This is a genomic window from Terrilactibacillus laevilacticus (genome assembly GCF_006517395.1).
GTDB classification, from domain to species: domain Bacteria; phylum Bacillota; class Bacilli; order Bacillales; family Sporolactobacillaceae; genus Terrilactibacillus; species Terrilactibacillus laevilacticus.
Map to the genome: position 1 here is coordinate 1 of NZ_VDCY01000020.1, position 22,178 is coordinate 22,178.

The 22,178-nt window shown below is 36.4% G+C and carries 20 protein-coding genes and 1 other annotated feature; of the genes, 17 read left to right on the plus strand and 3 right to left on the minus strand.

Going from position 1 to position 22,178, the window contains the following annotated elements; all coding sequences use genetic code 11:
• Positions 1 to 276: 276 nt before the first annotated feature.
• The 5 genes from FG390_RS14455 to bcaP all read left to right on the plus strand — a co-directional run bounded on the left by FG390_RS14455 (position 277) and on the right by bcaP (position 6,070).
• Positions 277 to 993 carry a FadR/GntR family transcriptional regulator gene (locus tag FG390_RS14455; RefSeq protein ID WP_141191747.1) on the plus strand — a complete coding sequence of 239 codons (717 nt, stop codon included), beginning with the start codon at positions 277 to 279 and terminating at the stop codon, positions 991 to 993.
• A gap of 184 nt (positions 994 to 1,177) precedes the next feature.
• Positions 1,178 to 1,945 carry a (Fe-S)-binding protein gene (locus tag FG390_RS14460; protein WP_141191748.1) on the plus strand — a complete coding sequence of 256 codons (768 nt, stop codon included), beginning with the start codon at positions 1,178 to 1,180 and terminating at the stop codon, positions 1,943 to 1,945.
• Positions 1,911 to 3,353, plus strand: a complete 1,443-nt coding sequence (locus FG390_RS14465) for a LutB/LldF family L-lactate oxidation iron-sulfur protein (protein ID WP_141191749.1) — start codon at positions 1,911 to 1,913, stop codon at positions 3,351 to 3,353. The genes FG390_RS14460 and FG390_RS14465 overlap by 35 nt, the downstream gene beginning before the upstream one ends.
• Positions 3,350 to 4,051: a LutC/YkgG family protein gene (locus FG390_RS14470; protein ID WP_181406514.1), complete on the plus strand. Its 702-nt coding sequence runs from the start codon at positions 3,350 to 3,352 to the stop codon at positions 4,049 to 4,051. Before FG390_RS14465 ends, FG390_RS14470 begins: the two co-directional genes overlap by 4 nt.
• 612 nt (positions 4,052 to 4,663) lie before the next feature.
• On the plus strand, positions 4,664 to 6,070 hold the full coding sequence (bcaP, locus tag FG390_RS14475; protein WP_141191750.1) for a branched-chain amino acid transporter BcaP: 1,407 nt from the start codon (positions 4,664 to 4,666) through the stop codon (positions 6,068 to 6,070).
• A 237-nt stretch (positions 6,071 to 6,307) separates the two neighbouring features.
• Here bcaP and FG390_RS14480 read toward each other — a convergent pair whose 3' ends face one another.
• Both FG390_RS14480 and proB read right to left on the minus strand, forming a co-directional pair.
• Positions 6,308 to 7,552 (minus strand): glutamate-5-semialdehyde dehydrogenase, encoded by a 1,245-nt coding sequence (locus FG390_RS14480; protein WP_141191751.1) that lies wholly within the window; start codon positions 7,550 to 7,552, stop codon positions 6,308 to 6,310.
• 20 nt (positions 7,553 to 7,572) lie between these two features.
• Complete coding sequence (proB, locus tag FG390_RS14485) at positions 7,573 to 8,697, minus strand: glutamate 5-kinase (protein WP_141191752.1); 1,125 nt, start codon at positions 8,695 to 8,697, stop codon at positions 7,573 to 7,575.
• Positions 8,698 to 8,773: 76 nt separating this feature from the next.
• Positions 8,774 to 8,994: a binding site (T-box leader), on the minus strand.
• 159 nt (positions 8,995 to 9,153) lie between these two features.
• Between proB and FG390_RS14490 the strand changes: the two genes are divergently transcribed.
• The 7 genes from FG390_RS14490 to FG390_RS15860 all read left to right on the plus strand — a co-directional run bounded on the left by FG390_RS14490 (position 9,154) and on the right by FG390_RS15860 (position 14,673).
• A complete protein-coding gene (locus FG390_RS14490; protein ID WP_141191753.1) occupies positions 9,154 to 10,530 on the plus strand; it encodes a M20/M25/M40 family metallo-hydrolase in 1,377 nt (458 codons plus the stop codon).
• A 111-nt stretch (positions 10,531 to 10,641) separates the two neighbouring features.
• Positions 10,642 to 11,067, plus strand: coding sequence for a VOC family protein (locus FG390_RS14495; RefSeq protein WP_246092854.1), 426 nt, complete (start codon positions 10,642 to 10,644; stop codon positions 11,065 to 11,067).
• Between the two features lie 228 nt (positions 11,068 to 11,295).
• A complete protein-coding gene (locus FG390_RS14500; protein ID WP_141191754.1) occupies positions 11,296 to 12,486 on the plus strand; it encodes a MalY/PatB family protein in 1,191 nt (396 codons plus the stop codon).
• A 115-nt stretch (positions 12,487 to 12,601) separates the two neighbouring features.
• Positions 12,602 to 13,582 (plus strand): ketoacyl-ACP synthase III, encoded by a 981-nt coding sequence (locus tag FG390_RS14505; RefSeq protein ID WP_141191755.1) that lies wholly within the window; start codon positions 12,602 to 12,604, stop codon positions 13,580 to 13,582.
• A 134-nt stretch (positions 13,583 to 13,716) separates the two neighbouring features.
• Positions 13,717 to 14,151 carry a hypothetical protein gene (locus FG390_RS14510; protein WP_258311688.1) on the plus strand — a complete coding sequence of 145 codons (435 nt, stop codon included), beginning with the start codon at positions 13,717 to 13,719 and terminating at the stop codon, positions 14,149 to 14,151.
• Positions 14,136 to 14,426, plus strand: a complete 291-nt coding sequence (locus FG390_RS14515; RefSeq protein WP_141191756.1) for a YxcD family protein — start codon at positions 14,136 to 14,138, stop codon at positions 14,424 to 14,426. The genes FG390_RS14510 and FG390_RS14515 overlap by 16 nt, the downstream gene beginning before the upstream one ends.
• 97 nt (positions 14,427 to 14,523) lie before the next feature.
• The gene (locus FG390_RS15860; RefSeq protein ID WP_181406515.1) at positions 14,524 to 14,673 is read left to right on the plus strand and encodes a hypothetical protein; all 150 of its coding nucleotides are present in this window, start codon (positions 14,524 to 14,526) and stop codon (positions 14,671 to 14,673) included.
• Positions 14,674 to 15,037: 364 nt separating this feature from the next.
• Here FG390_RS15860 and gabR read toward each other — a convergent pair whose 3' ends face one another.
• Entirely contained in the window at positions 15,038 to 16,447 is a 1,410-nt protein-coding gene (gene gabR / locus FG390_RS14520; protein ID WP_141191757.1) for a MocR-like transcriptional regulator GabR, read from the minus strand.
• A 107-nt stretch (positions 16,448 to 16,554) separates the two neighbouring features.
• On the opposite strand from gabR, the gene gabT reads away from it, so the two are divergent.
• From gabT to feoB, 5 genes are all read left to right on the plus strand, one after another.
• Complete coding sequence (gene gabT / locus FG390_RS14525; protein WP_141191758.1) at positions 16,555 to 17,871, plus strand: 4-aminobutyrate--2-oxoglutarate transaminase; 1,317 nt, start codon at positions 16,555 to 16,557, stop codon at positions 17,869 to 17,871.
• A gap of 544 nt (positions 17,872 to 18,415) precedes the next feature.
• The gene (locus tag FG390_RS14530; RefSeq protein WP_141191759.1) at positions 18,416 to 19,102 is read left to right on the plus strand and encodes an RNA polymerase sigma factor; all 687 of its coding nucleotides are present in this window, start codon (positions 18,416 to 18,418) and stop codon (positions 19,100 to 19,102) included.
• A gap of 30 nt (positions 19,103 to 19,132) precedes the next feature.
• The gene (clpP, locus tag FG390_RS14535; protein ID WP_141191760.1) at positions 19,133 to 19,717 is read left to right on the plus strand and encodes an ATP-dependent Clp endopeptidase proteolytic subunit ClpP; all 585 of its coding nucleotides are present in this window, start codon (positions 19,133 to 19,135) and stop codon (positions 19,715 to 19,717) included.
• A gap of 211 nt (positions 19,718 to 19,928) precedes the next feature.
• Positions 19,929 to 20,156, plus strand: a complete 228-nt coding sequence (locus tag FG390_RS14540; RefSeq protein ID WP_141191761.1) for a FeoA family protein — start codon at positions 19,929 to 19,931, stop codon at positions 20,154 to 20,156.
• Positions 20,156 to 22,153: a ferrous iron transport protein B gene (gene feoB / locus FG390_RS14545; RefSeq protein ID WP_141191762.1), complete on the plus strand. Its 1,998-nt coding sequence runs from the start codon at positions 20,156 to 20,158 to the stop codon at positions 22,151 to 22,153. The genes FG390_RS14540 and feoB overlap by 1 nt, the downstream gene beginning before the upstream one ends.
• The last annotated feature ends 25 nt before the right edge of the window (positions 22,154 to 22,178 follow it).

The following is a 22,178-nucleotide window of genomic DNA, read 5'->3' on the forward strand; positions in this document are numbered from 1 at the left end:
TAAAACGGAAAGTAGCTCAATAAAACGGAAAGTAGCTCAATAAAACGGAAAGTAGCTCAATAAAACGGAAAGTAGCTCAATAAAACGGAAAGTAGCTCAATAAAACGGAAAGTCGCGCAAATCGTTATCAAATAACTCGTTGTAAACCAACAGTCTAGTATTAAATCCATAATTAATTAATAAAAGAAGTTTGTCCATAGAAAAATACTTAAAATAAGGTTTATAATAATGATATTATCATTAGATCATAAACAATAATATGTAAGGGTGAATGTGGTGTCCTATAAAATTATTAAGAGCAAGAAGATATATGAAGAAGTAGCCGATCAATTGTTGAATATGATTTCAACAGGTGTATTAAAGCCAGGTGATAAATTAGATTCTGTTCAGAAATTATCTGAAAAATTTGAAGTTGGACGTTCAGCAATAAGGGAGGCTCTTAGTGCGTTAAGAGCAATGGGACTTGTAGAAATGAAGCAAGGCGAGGGCACGTTTATAAAATATTATAATCCTCAATCCTTTTCACAATCACTGACCAATCTACTACTTATGGAGAAAAAGGATTTAGAAGATTTGTTGGATGTAAGAAAAATATTAGAATTAGGGGCGGTAGAATCAGCGGCTTTAAAACGAAATGAAGAAGACTTAAACGCCATTAAAGCAGTTTTAAACAATATGAAAGTTTCAACCATGGAGAGTTCAGATATTGGTGAGAAAGCGGATATTGATTTTCACATTGCAATCGCTAGAGCTGCTCATAATCCATTATTGGAGAATCTCATGTTAAGTGTGTCGGAAGCTATTTCAAAATCAATGAAAGAAACGCGACGTATTTGGATTTTTTCAAAAACAACAACGCTTGAAAAGCTCTTTGAACAGCATCAAAATATTTATGAAGCTATAAAAAGAAAAGATGTAGAAGAATCAAAAACACTAATGGAGTATCATTTAAACAGTGTTCAAAAAACATTATTAACGTATATGCATGAATGATTAAGATTGATTTAATCTTAATCTTTTAAATCTAAAAGCTTGATTTTTGAATAAAATATGTATAAATTGTGTATATTGGATGACTTTTTATAATCAGGTCATCAGATGACCTGATTATAAAAAGATGTTAAATATTTGTGGTACAAAACAATCCAATACTAGAGTTATAGAAAGGGTGATTAGATTGAAAGTTTCCTTATTCATTACGTGTTTAGGAGAACTTTTCTATGCAAAAGTTGGGAAAGATGTCACGGAAATTCTTGAAAGGCTTGGTTGTGAAGTTAATTTTCCAAAAGGTCAAATTTGTTGCGGACAACCGGCTTTTAATAGTGGGTATCTAAATGACGCCAAAAAAGCAGCTAAACAAATGATCCGTGCATTTGAAGATGCTGATTATATTGTTAGTCCATCTGGTTCCTGTACGACTATGTTTCGTGAATATCCTAAAATGTTTGTTGATGAGCCAGGTTGGAAATTAAAAGCTGAAGCAATGGCTGACAAGACATATGAATTCACCCAATTTATTGTTCATGTTCTTGGTGTTGAAGATTTGGGGGCAGAATACGAAGCAAAAGCAACCGTTCATACATCTTGTCATATGTCACGTTTACTTGGTGAAAAAGAAGCGCCTTTTAGACTATTAAAACATGTCAAAGGTTTAGAGGTTATACCGCTTCCTAACAATTACGATTGTTGCGGTTTTGGAGGAACTTTTTCTGTTAAAATGTCACCAATATCAGAAGAAATGGTTGATGAAAAGGTGAGACACATTGAAGAAACTGAGGCAGATTTGGTTATAGGATCCGATTGTAGCTGTCTCATGAATATTGGTGGACGAATAAATCGAAAAGGAAAGAAAATAGAAGTAAAGCATATTGCAGAGATATTAAATCACCATGTAAAGGGAGGCTCTCATCATGCCAATGAAAATAGGGAATCAACCCTTCTTTGATCGTGTTGATGAAGGAATAAACAATGATTTTATGCAAAATGCGGTATCTTCTGCACAAGATGGCTTGCGTGGAAGAAAGTTAAATGCAACAATCTATGATAAATCATTGGTAGATTGGGAAATATGGCGTAGTGCAGGTGAAGAGATTAGACGTCATACATTAGAAAATCTTGATTACTATCTTAAGCAATTAAGTGACAATTGGGCAGCAAAAGGTGGCCATGTCTATTTCGCTGAAACGGTAGAAGATGCACAACATTATATCCAAAAAGTTGTCAAACAAAAAAACGCCAAAAAAGTCGTTAAAGCAAAGTCAATGGTAACAGAAGAAATAAGTCTAAATGAAGCACTTGAAGATATTGGATGTACAGTATTAGAAACAGATCTAGCTGAATACATTCTTCAAGTTGATAATCATGATAGTCCATCACACATCGTGGTTCCATCATTACATAAAAATAGAGGACAAATGCGAGATGCACTACGAAAAGTTGGGTATAAAAACTCAGATAAACCAGAAGAGATTGCAGCTTTTGCAAGAGAAACGCTTAGGCAAGAATTTTTGGATGCTGAAGTGGGTGTCACAGGCTGCAACTTTGCCATTGCGAATACGGGAAGTGTCTCACTTGTTACCAACGAAGGAAATGCTAATATGGTCACTTCATTCCCTGAAACACAAATTACAGTCATGGGGATGGAAAGAATCGTACCTTCATGGGAAGAACTTGATATATTAGTAACTTTACTCTGTAGAAGTTCTGTTGGCCAAAAATTAACAACCTATGTAACAGGTATTACTCCAGGGGAAAATATAGAAGATGTTGATAGTCCAAAAGATTTTCACCTCGTGATCGTTGATGCGGGTCGATCAAATGCCTTAGGTACTGAATTTCAAAGTGCACTGCACTGTATTCGTTGTGCAGCATGCGTGAATGTTTGTCCAGTTTATCGTCATATTGGTGGGCATGCTTATGGATCAATCTATCCAGGGCCTATTGGTGCCGTTTTATCACCCATTCTTGGTGGATATGAAGAATACGGAAAATTACCCTATGCATCAAGCTTATGCGCGGCTTGTACCGAAGCTTGTCCTGTGAAAATTCCTTTACATGAGCTGTTGATCAAACATCGTCAGCATATCGTTAATGGTGAAGGTCATGCTCCATTAAGTGAAAAACTTGCTATGAAAGGTTTTGGAATAGGAGCAAGTTCGCCATCGTTATTTAAAATGGCAACCAAATTAGCTCCAAAAGCAATGAAACCTTTAGTTAAGGATGGGAAAATAAGTAAGGGACCAGGACCAATGAAACCATGGACACATGGTCGAGATTTCCCAGCTCCAAGTTCTGAAAACTTTAGAGAATGGTTCAAAAATCATAAAAAGGAAACAAAAAAGGGTGAAGAATGATGCCGGGTACTGTTGAAAATCAAGATACATTTCTTAATAAAATAGCCTCAAAATTAGGCAGAGAGCGAACTCAACAGGTAAAAAAACCAGAATGGAATTTTCAACCTCAATGGGATGTTTATCAATCCTATTCTCAAGATGAACTTTTAGATATTCTTAAGAAATCTTGTAAACCTCTACATACAAAAGTGTATGAGACTAGTCTAAGTGAACTTCCAGATACATTGCAGAATGTCATTCAAGATTATGATGGTGGTCCCATCGTCGCATGTAAAGATGATCGTTTTGATGAATATGGGCTATCAGAAGCCTTAGATAAATTAAATGTATTTACTTGGGATTTGAATGAGGGACCAACAAACATTGAAAAAGCACAGTCTGCAAATATTGGTCTTGTTTTTAGTGATATAACCCTAGCAGAATCTGGAACGGCTATGCTTATGAATGATGCTGAGAAAGCTCGATCAGTGAGTTTATTGCCGGTTACATCTGTTGTGATTATCCCAAAGAGTTCTATAGTTCCTCGTTTAAGTCAAGCCACTCGAAAAATTAACGAGTTTGCAAAAGAAGGAAAATCAATACCTAACTATATTAACTTCATTTCAGGTCCAAGTAACAGTGCCGATATCGAGATGAATCTAGTCGTTGGTGTTCACGGTCCAATTAAAGTTGCCTTTATTATTGTAAATGATAAATAATAATTTAAAGTTTAGAGAGAGCTAAGTGTTTAATTAAGATAATAAACCAAAGGATAGTTAGTCCATAATAAGGACTGATTATCCTTTTTTATTCTTAATTATAAATCAAAATTCTCAATTAGCAAATGACGATTTTATGAATTTTTTATATTAATCCTTATTGTTTCTCAAGAAAATGATTAACCGTTTCTACAACAATATTGTTCATTTATAAAGTGAAACTTCAATCAGTAGGGTTTATTTCATCCCCCACCTAGGAATGCTCGTTTACACTCATTACCTTGAGGTGGGATCTTTACTAGTCGTTAATGTGGGATAAATTGTTAAGTATTTACAATAGACCTTCATTTTGTTTATAAATAATCTAAATTCTAAAATTTCTCTTTACATGTTGTGTCGAATTATGTAGAATACTAACTATTCATGTTGTTTTATTATTGCTTATAGATTTTATATAAAAGATCAATTTTTCAAAAAAAGGCGCCTTGAAGAGATCTTGAAAAATTTATATAGCCTTTATGTTTTGAGAATAATTGGGGAAAATAGGCATGTTAAAGATTCTAATGTACCCTAAAAATTCATACTATTCATACAGCAGTGAGGAGTCATAAAGTGGAATTATTTAGAAAGAAATCGATACCTTATTTAATCAAACAAGGACAAGGAAAATCACAATTAAGTAAATCGTTAGGTGCTTTTGATTTAACGATGTTAGGAGTAGGCGCAGTTATAGGTACAGGAATATTTGTTTTAACAGGTATTGTGGCTGCGACGGATTCCGGGCCGGGAATTATATTATCTTTCATATTATCGGGAATAGCCTGTGTATTTGCGGCATTATGTTATGCAGAATTTGCCTCAATCGTACCTGTCTCTGGTAGTGCATATACGTATAGCTATGCTGCTTTTGGTGAAGTGATAGCATGGATCTTAGGTTGGGATTTAATTCTAGAATATGGACTTGCTTCTTCAGTAGTTGCTAGCGGTTGGTCAGGATACTTTCAAGGATTATTAGCTGGGTTTGGAATACATATTCCAAAAGCCATAAGCAGTGCTTATAATCCGGGAACTGGCACTTATGTGGATGTTTTAGCCATTGTGATCGTTGGAATTATTACACTTGTTTTATTGGCAGGAGTGAAGCAATCGACGAGAATTAATAATATAATGGTATTGGTTAAAATAGCCGTCGTTCTTTTATTCATTGTTGTCGGGGCTTTCTTTGTAAAACCAGATAATTGGACCCCATTTATGCCGTTTGGTTTTTCCGGAGTTTTAAATGGCGCAGCAACAGCCTTTTTAGCGTATATCGGTTTCGATGCTGTGTCTTCGGCAGCTGAAGAAGTGAAAAATCCACAAAAAAATATGCCAATTGGAATCATTTCTTCATTATTAATTTGTACAGTTTTGTATGTAGCCGTTTCCGCTATTTTAACAGGGATGGTTCCTTACACAGACCTTAATGTAAAAAACCCTGTTGCTTTTGCTCTTCAAGTCGTTGATCAAAACTGGGTGGCTGGTTTTGTTTCTCTTGGTGCTATTATTGGTATAACCACGGTACTATTTGTTATGATGTATGGTCAAACACGATTATTTTTTGCCATTAGTCGAGATGGTTTATTGCCAAAAAAACTATCTAAAGTTCATCCGAAACGTAAAACACCTACACTAACCATTATTTTGACTTTTATTATGGCCTCAGTATTTTCTGGCTTAGTGCCACTTAATCATTTAGCCGAATTAACGAATATCGGTACAATGTTTGCCTTTATCGTTGTCGCCATTGGTGTGGTTGTTTTAAGATATACACAACCTAATTTAAAAAGAAACTTTAAAGTGCCGTTCGTTCCAGTTATACCTTTACTAGCCGTTCTTTCTTGTGGGTATCTGATGCTTAATTTGAAATCGGTAACGTGGAAAGCGTTTGGTATTTGGTTCATCATTGGAATAGTCATTTATTTCATTTACTCAAGGAAACACAGTGAATTAAACAAAAATGCAAGTCAACAAAATAGATAACCATTTTTAAAAAGAAGAGTCAAATACAAATCGTGTTTGGCTCTTCTTCAAGTTTTGATCATTTTACAAAAAAAGGCCGATTAAAACCTTTTCAACTCTATAAAATTATAAACTTAAAAAGTAATTAAAGCCTCAATTAGGTAATAGAAAAAGCCATCAGCTAATTTAAATGATATCTAAAGTGAAGGTTTATACTTTAGATATCATTTAAATTTTTTGGATGGCTTTTTACAATCATTATCTTATTTGCCCCTGTCCATTGACGAGATATTTAATGGTCGTAAGGACGGGAAGCCCCATTGGGCCACGGGCATGGAGTTTTTGCGTACTAATGCCAATTTCTGCACCAAACCCAAATTCTTCACCATCTGTAAAGCGTGTAGAGGCATTATGGTAAAGAGTGGATGCATCAACTTCTTGAAAGAAGCGATCAACATGTTCTTGAGTTTCAGAGACAATAGCCTCTGAATGCTTCGTCGAATAGCGATTAATATGTTCAATTGCTTTATCTAAATGTTCAACAATTTTTATAGCGACAATATAGTCGTTATACTCGGTTTCCCAGTCTTCTTCAGTTGCTACAGGAAAGTCAGGGTATAATCCAGCAACCGTTTGATCAAGTCTGCATTCTACGTTTGCATCGGTTAGCTTCTTTAGGAGACTCTCTCCATATGAATCAAACCATGATCGATGAATAATAATCGTTTCGACTGAATTACAGACAGATGGACGTTGTACTTTGGCATTTAAAGAAATTGAAACGGCCATGTCAAAAGACGCACTATCGTCAATATACAGGTGGCAATTACCGGCACCTGTTTCGATGACAGGTACACTTGCTTGATTCAAAACAGCTTGTATCAAGGATGCACTACCTCTAGGAATCAAAACATCCAAATACTTTTTTAGTTGGAAAAATTGAGTGGCAGTCTCTCTACTTACATCTTCAAGTAATTGAACGGCATCAGACGGAATGGCTGTTTTTTTCAAAGCGTTTTGGATGATTTTAACGAGGCACTTATTCGTATTTAAAGCTGATGAACTGCCTCTTAAATAAACGGCATTCCCGGTTTTTAAGCAAAGACCAGTCGCATCAACAGTGACATTTGGTCTTGCTTCATAAACCATTCCAACAACACCGAGAGGGACTCGAACCTTTCTAATTTGCATATGATTTGGATGAGACCACTCTTCGAGAACATCGCCGATTGGATCTGGTAAATTTACGAGTTTTCGCAAAGCATTTGAAATATCGGATATGCGTTCTTCTGTTAATCTTAAACGGTCAAGATAAGAATGATTTGAGCCATTTTCTTCAGCGAGTTGAAGATCTTTAAGATTAGCTTTTATAATTTCTGGTATCGAATTTTGAAGAGCATCTGCGATTTGCAACAACGCATCATTCTTTTCTTCAGTTGATAATTTTGTCATTTGTCTAGCGGCACTTTTTACAAGTGCGGCTTTTTGTAATAAATCACTCATACACTTCACACCTCATCTTTTTAATCTGTCCATTTTTTATAAGAAACCCAATTATCTCGATGAATGACTTCCGGATGCTGTTTAGGGATAAATTCTAATGAATCTTGATTTGAAAGCTGTTTCATGGCTCTTAACGTATCGGATGAATAATTGACTTGACCTTTTCCAAGGACATGGTTATTTCGATCTAATAATTGGATCACCTCGCCAGCGGAAAAATGTCCGTTAATGTGTTTAATTCCCGCTGGTAAAAGGCTTTTTCCTTGTTCAAGAAGGGCTTTCACGGCTCCATCATCAATTTCGATATTACCGGATACTGGAGAGTGTAAGGCAATCCACTGTTCTGGTACCTTTAATGACGGTTTTAGATTTTCATCACCAATATATGTGCCATCGCCATGACCTTGAAGAATTTGAAGACATTTATTTGCTCCTTCTCCCGTCCCAATGAACGTACGGACTCCAAGTGAAAGGGCTGTTTGCGCAGCGAGTAACTTTGATTTCATTCCACCGGTACCCACTTTTGAGCGGGAAGTACTTTTAGCAAACCCAAGTAGTTCATTCGTAATATCTGGTAAAAAGTTATATCGCTTGGCATTAGGATTGTGATGAGGATTGTCATCATACAAACCATTAATATCTGTTAATATGATGAGCAGATCTGCATGCACGAGTCCGCTAACAAGGGCAGAAAGCATATCATTATCCCCAAAAGTTAATTCTTCAAGAGAAACCGAGTCGTTTTCATTAATAATAGGAATGACATTTCTTTTAAGTAATTCTGATAATGCAGAATAGGCATGGGTCATTTGTTCACGTTTTTGAAAATCTTGTCTCGTTAACAAAAGCTGAGCGCAAACAAGGTCGTGTTTCAGAAATTGGGTTGCATATGCATTTAAGAGTCTAACTTGACCAACGGCAGCTGCAGCTTGTTTACCAGCAATGGTCACGGGTCTTGCGGGATAACCAAGACCGCTATACCCACTGGCAACAGCACCAGACGATACAATAATAACGTCATGCCCGTTTTGTTTTAATCGGCTAATTGCATCGGTATGATCTTTTAATTTAAAATCACTAACTTCACCTTGACTGTTCGTAAGTGAACTACTACCGATTTTAACGACGATTCTTTTTTTTCTCATCAGTTCCGTTTCCTTTCAATCTCTGTCTCTAAGGGCATTTTATTAAAGTAAATAAAAAAGTCACTCTTCCATCCTTTATAAGGACGGGAGAGTGACTTACCCGCGGTACCACCTTGATTAGCATTATTGTTTAATGCTCACTTTCATCTCTGTAACGTAGAGGACGATTAGGTTATTTAGCCTAATGGCTCAAGGGGCAGGTTCAATGGGTGATGACAATGGAATCTTTCAGCCGGTGAATTCCAATCTCTTTTGCTCTCAAGGTCGCCATTTACTATTCCCTATCAATGCATTCCGATATCTTATTTTCTACATATTATGTTCAATAATCTTATGGTTGTCAAGTAATATTTTTGTTAGCCAAAATAAATTGACAGAAAAAAAGAAAAGTAAAAGGAATTTATCGTTTTTAAGTCGAAGTCTAAAAAAGTATAATGTAAAAGGGGATTTGACCATATGACGGATAAGATACGCAAGGAAACAAAAAAATTGATAGATCAAGCTTTGGACAAGTTATATGCCTATTTACGTTTTCCCACGATTTCAGCTCAACATACAGCTATTCATGAAACTGTGGATTTTGTAAAAGAAATGATCGAAGAACTTGGTGGAGAGGTAAAAATTCTAGATGATTGCGGAGGAAATCCAGTGATTTATGCCTGTTTCGAAGCAGGAGAAAAAGCAGATTCTACTAAAACTCTCTTATTCTATAATCATTATGATGTTCAACCACCAGAGCCATTAGAGGAATGGGTCACTCCACCATTTGAACCTACATTAATTGGCGATATTCTTTATGCTAGAGGAACATCGGATAACAAGGGATCCTTATTAACTCGTTTATTGGCTATTCGAGTCTTGCAGTCCTTAGATGGCGGTCTTCCCTGTCAAGTGAAATTTCTGATTGAAGGGGAGGAAGAGGTTGGCAGCCCCAGTCTTGAAGGCTATCTTCAAAAATATCAGGATCTATTTCAATCAGATGCTTGCATTTGGGAATTTGGAAGTAAAGATGAAAAGGAACGGGTTGTTATGGATGCGGGTATTAAAGGGATGGCTTACTTTGAGATAACTTGCACGGGTGAAGATATTGATATGCATTCTTCTTTAGGGGCTTATGTAGATAATGCAGCTTGGCGTCTTGTTCAAGCATTATCGAGTATGAAAAATAAAGAGAACGAAATTTTAGTTGAAGGATTTTTTGATGGAATAACAGAACCAACATTAAGGGAAAAAGAGGTCGTAAAAACACTTCCGTTTGATAAAGATACGATAGCTAAAATTTATGGATTGAAACGTCCATTAATTACAGAGTCTAAAGAAAAAGATCCCAGAATAGCCATGGTTTTTGAACCTACAATGACGATATGTGGAATGTACAGTGGTTATACAGGGGAAGGGTCTAAAACAGTTTTACCAAAACAAGCAAAAGCCAAATTAGATTGTCGCTTAGTCCTTGGTCAAGATCCCGAACATGTTCGGGATTGTATTCGAGTCCATCTTGATAAGGAAGGATTTACAGATGTTCAAATTGAACTCATTAATGGCCAAAAAGCCTATCGTTCAGATTATGATCATCCTTTTTTATCACTCGTAAAAAAATCGGCAGAAGATGCCTATCAATCAGACATTGTTCTATGGCCTAATTCAGCTGGAACAGGCCCAATGTATCTATTTGGTGAAAATCTATCTTTACCAATTGTAAGTACAGGAGTTGGTTGGGTTGAATCGAAAGCCCATGCACCTAATGAATCCATACGTATAAAAGACTTTGAAGATTGCGCGGTGCACATGGCTTATATCATGAAAGGTTTTTCTAAAGCACTGGATCAATAATCTGATGTCTATGAGAATTATACACTTAGTTAAGTGGATTTGTTTGGCACTGAAATGATTTTGTATAATAATAAATTGAGTAGGCTATGCTCCTTTTTAGGAAGGCATATTATGTACTTAATACTATTTGGAGGACTTATGAAACGGATTATTCCACATATCATGATTGAAAATTGCAAAGAAGCTACCCGGTATTATCATTCCATCTTCGGTGGAGAAATAAAAAACACGCAATTATCTGATGGAATTGAGATGTTTAAAGGACAAGAAGGAAAATACATCCACGCTGAATTGCACATAAATAACGTCTGTGTCCTATATTTTGCTGATATTTTTAATAGCCATATAAGTCAAGGAAGTCAAATTCAGCTGGCTTTAGATCTTGAAAGTGAATCAGAAATTCGTACTCTCTATGAGGCACTTGCCAAAGATGGCCAAATAAAAATGGAATTACAGGAAACCTTTTGGGGGGCTACCTTTGGTGTTGTGTTGGATAAATATGGAGTAACATGGGAATTGAATTATCAAAAAGAGTAGGTGAATAAAAAGGCGCTGAATGGGGCGCCTTTTGTTTACAATCCAGATAATAGACGATTGACTTTTGTTTGTTAAAAATATCATTTTTAAAACTTTTAAAAAATTTATTCGGGTAGTCATTAACGGTATATCATTTTACTGTTCGCTGTCCACATCTCTTTTAAAATATATGTTATAGTATGTAAAAGAAATAATCCAGTCACCGATGAGACGAATGGGGGAAATGGAATGGTTTACAATTTTGATGAAGTGATTGACCGGTTTGGAACAGGAAGTTCAAAATGGGACAAACTTGAACAATTATTTGGCAGCAAAGAAGTGCTACCGGTATGGGTGGCAGATATGGACTTCCGAGTACCAGAGCAAGTAGTTAACGCATTAAAAGAAAGGGTCGACCATGGGATATTTGGCTATACAAACAACACGGAGCCGTATTTTAATGCAGTGATTAATTGGATGAAAAGAAGACATGATTGGCAGATCAAGAAAGAGTGGATCTGTCATAGTCCTGGGATTGTAACGGCACTAAATCTTATTGTTTCCGGCTTTACTGAACCAGGAGATCATGTTTTGATTCAGACTCCTGTCTATCATCCATTTAAACATGCGATCGAAAATCATGATCGCATTTGTGTCACCAATTCTTTAAAAGTTGAAGATGGTAAATATAAAATGGATTTAGAAGACCTCGAAGACAAATTTAAAAAATACGATGTTAAATGTATGATTCTTTGCAGTCCACATAATCCTGTAGGTCGCGTTTGGACAAAAGATGAACTCTTGGCATTAGCGGATCTTTGTCTTAAATATGACGTATTGGTTGTAGCAGATGAAATTCATGCTGATTTAGTATTTGTAGGTTCGAAGCACATCTGTTTTGCAAGTCTATCCGATGAGATAAAAAATAAGACCATCGTATGTACAGCTCCAAGCAAAACGTTTAATATTGCAGGTCTGCAGCATTCAAATATTATCATTCCAAATCCTAAATTAAGATCACAATTTAAAAAAGAAGCGAATAAATTTGAGTTGTCACAACCCAATTCTTTTGGTCCGACGGCGACCGAAGTGGCATATAATGAAGGTGAAGAATGGCTTGATGCTTGTATTGATTATATTTATGAAAATTACAAGTACGCCAAAGACTATTTTAAAAATAATATTCCGGAATTTTCTATGTCTGAACTAGAGGGAACTTATTTAGCATGGGTTGATTGCCGAAAACTTGGCTTAAATCGAAAAGAACTTGAGCAGTTTATGCTAAAAGAAGCTAAAGTCGGTTTTAATCAAGGAGCTATGTTTGGAGACGAAGGCGAAGGATTTGTTCGGTTTAACTTAGCTTGCCCACGTCAAATTGTTAAAGAAGCCTTACAGCGATTGGAAGTAGCTCTAAAAGCCCAACGTTCGAATTTGGTATAATTTTGTATAAAAGGATCTATCTTAACACATAGATCCTTTTATAAATAGATAATATTAGTACCTAGTCATAATAACTGATATAACGTCTAGATATAAAATATGGATGGTGATCAAAATGAACTCAAAAGCGAGAATAGCGGGTTTAGGAACCTACGTCCCGGGCAATATATTAACTAATCATGATTTAGAAGAGATGGTCGATACGTCTGATGAGTGGATTGTTCGTGTAACCGGTATTCATGAAAGAAGAATAGCGGATCAAAATCAATTTACGAGTGATCTTGCAAAAGAAGCCGTTAAATCGTTGATGAGACAATGTCATGTTACTGTTGAAGATGTCGATCTCATTATAGTGTGTACGACGACACCAGATTTTTCTTTTCCTAATGTAGCTTCACAAATTCAAGATGCATTTAGAATAAAATCGGCAGGTGCGATGGATCTTAGCGCCGCATGCGCTGGCTTTACTTACGGGCTTCATGTAGCTAATGGCTTGATAAGTAGCGGTTTACATCGTAAAGTATTGGTCATTGGAGCAGAAACAATATCAAAAATTACCGATTATACTGATCGTACAACTTGTATTCTGTTTGGTGATGGTGCAGGTGCAGCACTACTAGAGTTTGATGAAGAGCACCCTAGTTTTATTCAAACGATTATGGGAACAGATGGAAGTGGAGGAGAGCATGTCTATCGTTCAGCCATGTCAAATACTATGAACGGGACAACATTAAAGGGAACAGATAAACTTGTGCAAAATGGACGCGAGGTATATAAATGGGCTCTAAAAACCATTCCAGAAAAAGTGACAGAGTTATTAAATTTGGCTAATTTGACAATTGATGATATTGACTGGTTTATACCGCACAGTGCTAATTTACGTATGATAGAAGCCATTTGCGAGAGACTAAATATGCCAATGGAGAAAACGTTATATAGTGTTGATCAATTCGGAAATACATCACTTGCATCTATTCCACTTGCGTTAGAAAAAGGTATTAAATCAGGACAAATTAAGAAAAATGATAAGATTATTCTATATGGGTTTGGTGGTGGCTTAACTCATTGTGGTCAATTAATCACATGGCCATATTAATCACGTTGATGGATTCATAGTTGAAAAGAAGAGACAAAAAGTGAAAAAATAATTTTTTTGAAACCTTTATATTATATTAACCGTATGTATAGGTGTCATATTACTTGTGACTAAATAGAGGAGGATAAATATTCATGATGAAAAAAATTGCTGCAGCGTTTCTTGCTTTAACATTGGTATTTACACCTATTGCAAGTTCCTTTATCTTCTTTGAGCCAAATACGGCAAGTGCCAAAGGCTATCGCTCAGGAGTTAAGTCATTTAAAAGTAATAATAATTCAGGTTCATTCTTTAATAGGAATAAAACTCAAAGAAATAACTCGACCGCAACACGCACAAATGGATCTATGTTTAATAAAGGCGGATTTATGAGAGGCATGTTCCTTGGTGGTTTATCTGGATTACTATTTGGAAGTATGCTAGCGAACATGGGAGCGTTTGGCCAGATGGCAGGGTTATTAATCAATGTACTAGCGATTGTAGCCATCATTGCTCTTATTCGTTACATCTTCTTTGGTCGCAAGCGAAACCGTAGAAATGAGGATGATCGCCCGTGGGGGAACAAATAATAACAGAGCAAGATATTATCAACGCCATTTGTTTGTTCCAAGCAAACAAGAAAGACGTAAGACCTGAAACAGTCGAAGCTGAACTTATATATGATGACGAATATGGATTTTCTGCAGAAACTTATGTAAATGGTAGAAAAATCGTGTTGATTGAGTCCAATCTAATTGAAGCGATACGCTATTGGTTAGACACTGAAATGGGTGTTGATCCATATTCAGCTGCTCTGGAATTGGTTTTAGATGATGATCAAGGCATTATTGCTTATATGAAATAAAAAAACTTGAAGTCGATCATATTCCTTCATAAAGTGATTGTACCCGAATAATTAACCATCTTTCAGTAAAGCATAATATTGAAAGAGGGCAAAAAGTATGAAAGACAAAAAAATGAATCAACCGACCATAGCAGAAGGTATGGACACCGAAGATGAATTAAAAAAACCAGCAACCAAAAGAGAAATTAAAAAAGGTGACTATACAAAAGTCACGACCGTGTCATTAGATGAAAATGATCCAAGCTAGCTAAGTACACCGTAATTGAAACGGTGTACTTTTTTATGAGGTTGCTTGAAAAAGTCACCAAATGATAAGCTGCGAATCTCGTCGCCCGCTCGTTTTTCCGGTCCTCATGTAGTAAATACAAGAGGATCGCTGGCTAAAATCGCTCACGCTGGCGCCTGAAGCCACCACAACGCGAGGAATGCGGGTCCTAATGAAGAAAAAAACTGTCCACCCATACTACGACGCCCAGGACGGGCTAGTTCTGGCGTTTCTTGCAGGATGGCCAGCGTACTTAGCCATTAACCCTTTTCATTTAGCCGCCTTTTTGAACACGCTCTTTAAGTATATTTTCATGGTCATTGACCGATTTTTACTTCGATAATTCCTAACCGTAAATGGCACGATATAGTCGCTTGACACCTTCATGAATGTGCTCTTTAGGTAATTTAGCAAATCCAAGAATAAATGAGGTCTCTTGATTTGATTCTGTATTCGTTAAATAAAAGGGGTTCATGCTATAAAGTTCTATTTTCTCTTCTTTTGCCCGTTTCAAAATGTGTTCAGTCGTTCGACCTGTCGTAAACGTGATTCGAAAATGTAAACCAGCATTAGCGCCTTCAATCGTCATTTGATCACCAAAATGTATTTCTAGGGTTTTAATAAGCATTTCTCTTCGTTCTTGATAAAGCTGTTTCATACGTTTAATATGCTTTTGATATTCTCCAGAATCAATAAATTCTTGCAATGTTAATTGTGTTAACACACTACAGCTTTGAAAAAAGTCGGCATACTTTTTACGAAAAACATATAAGAGATGCTGGGGTAGAATCATATAACTCACTCGAAGTCCAGGCATTAAGGATTTTGAAAAACAACCCATGTAGATAACTTTCTCAAAGGTATCCAAACTTTGCAGGGCAGGTATTGTATCACTTTCATACTTAAATTCACTATCGTAATCATCTTCTAGTATATAGCGATGATTTGATTCCATCGCCCAATTTAATATCTGGACGCGCCTTGCAATAGGCATTAATCGACCAGTAGGAAATTGATGAGAAGGGGTAATATACACGATATTGGGGTTAAGTCGGCGAATATCATTTATCGAGGCCCCTTTTTCATCAATACCAAAGGTTTTGACATGAACTTGTTCATTTTTCAGAAAGGTATAGATACGCTTATACCCTGGATCTTCCATGGAGAATGTTGAATTCTCAGGTAATAAGCGAATGAACATTTGCATTAGAAAGTGTGTACCAGCGCCAAGAACAACTTGTTCTGGAAAGCATTTTACACCTCGGGTTAGAGAGATCAGTCTGCAAATGCTCTCTCGTACAGAATATAGGCCTTGGGGATGCTTAATATTATTCATTTGTTCACGTGAATGTTTAATCACTCTTTGTTCACAATGAACCCAACGATCAAATGGGAATTGCGTCGTATCTGTAGCCATATGTGAAAAGGATATCCAATGTTTCATAGAATTTTCATCCTTTTCAATAAGGTCCTGATGAAGCGGCTTTGAAATGACTTGTTGATTGAATGAATCAATATGCTCAATATAAAATCCACTACGTTCTTTTGAATAAATATAGCCTTCTTCTAATAACTGTTGATAGGCATTATTGACTGAATTAACACTCACACTCAATTCTTTAGCCAAGTCACGTTTAGATGGCAATTGTTGATGTGGCAGGTAATGATGTTGTAAAATTTCAGCCTTGATTTGTTCATATATTTGACGATAGAGAGGTACTTTCTTCTTAGAAGTATTTAGACGAATTGTTAGCATATGATCACCCTCTGGTACCTAAAAAATTTGAAAATTGATACTTTTCATCATATCAAAAATAATGCAAGATGAACATACAGAGAATGATGAAAAGGAGATGATTTTGAATGACAGAAAATTTAGTAAAAAGTTCAAAAACAAAAGAACTTCAAGAAAAACGCGATCGTTATGTCGCTAGAGGCGTTGGGAATGGGAATCGTCGTTTAGCAGCAAAAGCAAAAGGAGCCATTGTAACAGACTTGGATGGTAAACGGTTTATTGATTTTGCGGGTGCGATTGGAACTTTGAATGTGGGTCACTCTCATCCGAAAGTTGTAGAGGCAGTAAAAAAACAGTTAGATGACTATATCCATCCTGGATTCAATGTCATGATGTATCCATCCTATATTGAACTCGCTGAAAAATTATGTGAATTAGCGCCTGGAGAGGATGAAAAACAAGTCATTTTATTAAATTCAGGTGCAGAAGCCGTTGAAAATGCTGTAAAAATAGCCAGGCGATATACAGGAAGACAAGCGGTGGTCACTTTTGACCGTGCCTTTCATGGTCGAACAAATTTAACAATGGGTATGACGGCGAAAGTTAATCCTTATAAAACAGGCTTTGGTCCATTCAGCCCTGAAACCTATAAAGCGCCATTCCCTTATTATTACCAAAAACCAAAAGGTATGACAGACGACGAATATGATGAATTTGTGATTGAACAATTTGAAGCCTTTTTTGTGGGTGTTGTATCTCCTGAATCTGTGGCTTGCGTTGTTATGGAGCCTGTTCAAGGTGAAGGGGGTTTTATTATTCCTTCAAAACGGTTTGTTCAATATGTACGTGACTTCTGTACGAAACATGGTATTTTATTTGTAGCTGATGAAATTCAGACTGGTTTTGCTAGAACAGGGAAAACATTTGCCATTGAACACTTCGATGTTGTACCTGACTTAATGACGATTTCGAAATCACTTGCAGCAGGATTTCCTCTGAGTGGTGTTATCGGAAAAAAAGAATATGTTGATGCATGTAATCCGGGTGAACTAGGTGGAACATATTGCGGAAGTCCTCTTGGATGTGTAGCGGCATTAGCCGTCCTCGATATTTTGGAAGAAGAAAAGCTAAATGAAAGATCTGAAGAGATTGGTGCGTTAATTGAAAAACAAGCACTAAAATGGCAAGAACAATATGAATTTATTGGTGATGTGAGAAGACTAGGCGCAATGGTGGCTGTAGAACTTGTTGAAGACCGTGCAACTCGAAAACCTGGCAAAGAAAAAACAAGTGCTATCGTTAAGTATGCTAATGAAAATGGACTATTACTTTTAAATGCAGGGATTAAAGGAAATATTATTCGATTCTTGACGCCACTTGTTATAACAAATGATCAACTTAAAGAAGGATTCTCTATTATAGAAGATGCATTAGCAGCCCTCTAAAACATTTAAAAGTTCGTCTATCTTGAATACGAATTTTGTTTCGAGTTATTTATTTTAAATGAATGTTTATAACTTTGACATACATGCCATTTTTACATGATGTAAAATGGCATGTATGTCTTTATCTTTAAGAGGTTGCTTGAAAAAGTCACCAAATGATAGTGCGAATCTCGGCGCCCGCTTATTTTTCCGGTCCTCATGCAGTGGATACAAGAGGATCGCTAGCTAAAATCGTTCACGTCCTGTTCCTGTGGAATGCCTGTCCTAAGAAACTGTACCGCTCTTATCCTCCGACGCCCAGGACGGGCTAGTACTGGCATTCTGGCAGGATGCCAGCGTACTTAGCCAGTAACCCTTTTCATTTGTCACCTTTTTGAACACGCACTATGAGTATCACATTTTTTAGGTTGTTTTCTTAGGCTGTTCTCGTCTTCTGATTCATTAAAAGTGTCTTTTATGTAATAAAATTAATATATTACATTTAAGATGTAACAAATGTGGTTAAGAATTCGTTATACATCATGACAGGGTGATTGAAAGGAGGATGATGAAACTGCTATATAAAACAGAGCCCATTAAACAGATTGATTCTAATTCTTTTGAAAAGGCAATAAAAACGTATCAGACACATCTGAAGGGATACTGTGTATCCATAGCTAAATGCAGGTGGGATGGTGAGGATCTTTATCAAGAAACCTTATTGAAAGCTTTCAAAAGATGGAAAAAGGACCCTTCTTTTCAATTAACAAAAGCCTATTTGTTTCGAATTGCCTCAAATTCATGGATTGATCAATGCAGAAAGAAGTCCATAGATATCGATCATCATGTAAATATCCAAAGCATTACATCAAATGAAGGTATTAAAATCGAAGAAATACATGATGTCATGGAACGAATGATGACTGTATTAACACCAAAGCAGAGAACGGTCTTTCTATTAGTTGAAGGATTCCAATTGTCTCATGACGAAATTGCTAAAATGATAAACAGTACAGAAGGGGCTGTTCGTGTGACTTATCATCGCGCCAACAGAAAACTGCAGCAGGATCATCTTATTGATCAATTTCGTTCAAAAGATGATAAATACGTTATCGAGGACTATATTCATGCCATTCATACGAACAACTTAAAAGAGATTGTCCGATTGTATGAAAAACAGTCTGTCCTTCAATTAAAGACTCATAAAATGACGAAGCTAAGTGATTCCTCAATGATGGTGTGTGCGGCTTAATTTAAATCAAAGATTAAATGAGGTGATAATATGGCAGGCTTTATCCCGTATGTGATTGAACGTTCAAGTACTGGAGAACGCTCATATGATATTTATTCAAGATTATTAAAAGATCGAGTGGTATTTTTAGGAAGTGAAATAGACGATCATCTAGCCAATGCTTTAGTCGCACAGCTTTTGTTTCTTGCCGCCGAAGATCCAGAAAAGGATATTTCGCTATATATCAATAGTCCTGGCGGGTCAACAACAGCAGGCTTTGCTATTTACGACACCATGAAATTTATTAAACCTGACGTTCAAACCATTTGTGTCGGTATGGCAGCTTCTATGGCTGCGGTCCTGCTTACGTCTGGAGCGAAAGGGAAAAGACTCGCTCTTCCAAATAGTGAAGTGATGATTCATCAGCCATTAGGGGGAGCTAGAGGTCAGGCAACGGATATTGAAATTACAGCTAAACGTATTCTTAAAACCAAAAAGCATATTAATAAAATTATTGCAGAGACATCAGGTCAACCTCTAAGTAAAGTTGAACAAGATACCGAACGTGATCACTTCTTATCAGCTGAGGAAGCAAAGGAATATGGTTTAGTGGATAAAATTATAACAAATGTATAATAGGGATTTAAAGATGCGAGGATATTTTTTATCCTAGCATCTTTTTAACTATCATAAAGATATTTAAAGAGACGAAGTCACTAAATCTTCTTCGTCATATATTTATCACTAAAAATTCGAAAAATACATATTGTCTTCTGCCTAATTAACATTTATAATTGTACTTGAGAATAATTATCATTTTCATGGCTTGTACGATAGGAGGAACGACATGATCCTAACAGAATTAAAAAAAGGTGAGAAAGCGACCATATTAAATTTATCTGGAACAACAGAACTTGTCCAACAGAGATTGCTTGACTTAGGCATAACTGAAGGAGAAGAAGTTTGTTATAAATGTGCTCTACCCTTTGGCGGTCCATGTATGCTTGAAGTATGTGGTCAATGCATTGGATTAAGAAGAAGAGAAGCAAAAGAAATACAGGTGGTGCGAACCTAATGGAAGTAGCATTACTCGGTAACCCAAATACAGGAAAAACATCACTTTTTAATGAATTGACTGGTTCTTATGAATATGTTGGTAACTGGACAGGGGTTACTGTTGATAAAAAGGTTGGAACATTAAAAAAACAGATTGGCCAATTAATTGATTTGCCTGGAGTTTATGCACTAAATCCGATTTCTAAGGACGAAGGAATTGCAAGTCAATATTTGTTAGAGAATCGTTGTACGTCTACTTTAAATATTGTTGATGCTTCCGGCCTTTCAAGAAACTTACATCTTACAATTCAGCTTCTTGAATTTGGAAAACCGTTAGTTATTGGTTTAAATATGGTGGATGTAGCAAAATCACGTGGCATTGCGATAGATGTTCATCAATTAAGTGAAGAATTAAATGTACCTGTTCTTCCCATAATTGCCCGGACAGGTAAGGGATGCCGTGATATTCTTGACTATTTCTCACTAGAAAATCAACACGTATCCCATTTTTCAATTGATTATGGAGAAAAAATTGAAAAAGCAATTGAAAATATCAGTGATTTATTGCATGAAGAACAACTCAATCATCGCTGGTTAGCCTTGCAATTGTTACAAGGAAATCAGATTGTTCTTGATCATATTAAGACCAATAAAGGGATCGATTTAGAAAGAATACAACGAATCATTCAAGAGCTTGATAAACAAATTGAAGAAGTTGAAAAGTGTTCTCTGGCTCGCGCTATTTATTCGAAGAGAAAACAAATTATTAATGATATATTGGAAAAAGTCATTACAAAAGAAAAGAACAGTGACCGTACATTTACGGATATTATAGATAGTATCGTAACGAATAAATTTTTAGGGATTCCGATTTTTTTAAGCATTATGTATTTTATTTTTCACATGACATTCAATTGGATTGGGACACCTGTTTCTGATTGGTTGGATGGTTTCTTTTCTGGGTCTTTAAGTGAGTGGATAGGTCAAGGACTGCAAGCTGTGCATGCAACCCCGTTTATACGAGCCTTAATTTTAAATGGTCTCATTGCTGGTGTGGGTGGAGTTATTGTGTTTGTCCCTCAGATGATTGTCCTATTTTTCTTTATTTCTCTCATTGAGGATTCAGGATATATGGCACGTGTTGCCCTTGTTATGGATCGGATCATGCAAGTGGCGGGGTTAAATGGAAAATCCTTTATTCCTCTAGTTATTGGTTTTGGGTGTAATATTCCTGGCATAATGGCGTCAAGATCCATTGAACAACCTAAAGAACGTCTAATAACCGTTTTAATTACTCCGCTAATGTCGTGTTCAGCTAGACTTGCGGTTTATAGTTTATTTGCTGGCGCTTTTTTTGCAGAGTACCAGGCTCTCGTTGTACTCTCGTTGTATGTTCTTGGCGTTATCCTTGCTCTTGTTATGGCGAAGGTTTTTTCCTTCTTCCTTAAACATGAACATTCTGTTTTTATTGTAGAGTTGCCGCCATATCGCGTTCCTAATGCAAAAACACTGTTTAGAAGTACATGGGATAAGTCGAAAGGGTTTGTGAAAAAAGCAACAACCTTTATTCTGGGTGGAACAGTGGTGATTTGGTTATTATCTTATGCAGGACCACATGGTTTAAATGTAAATATTGATCAAAGCTTTCTAGCGCTCGTTTGTGGTTATATTGCTCCACTTGTTGCACCACTTGGATTTGGTACTTGGCAGGCAGGAACAGCTCTAGTGAGCGGATTTCTTGCTAAAGAAGCCGTTGTATCAACGATGAGTATCGTTTATCATGCTCCGCATAGCGGAACTTTAACGGGTGTTATTAGTCAAGCATTTACACCACTTCAAGCTTATACTTTCATGGTGTTCTCTTTATTATATATTCCTTGCTTATCCACAGTTCCTGCGATTTATAAAGAAGTTGGAACTCGGAAGTTAACGTGGTTTACGGTGATGTACTGCGTTGCTTTAGCCTATATCGTTTCTCTAGTCATTTATCAAGTAGGTCGTCTGATGGGATTTTAAACAATTTCAAAAAAGGGTGAATGTT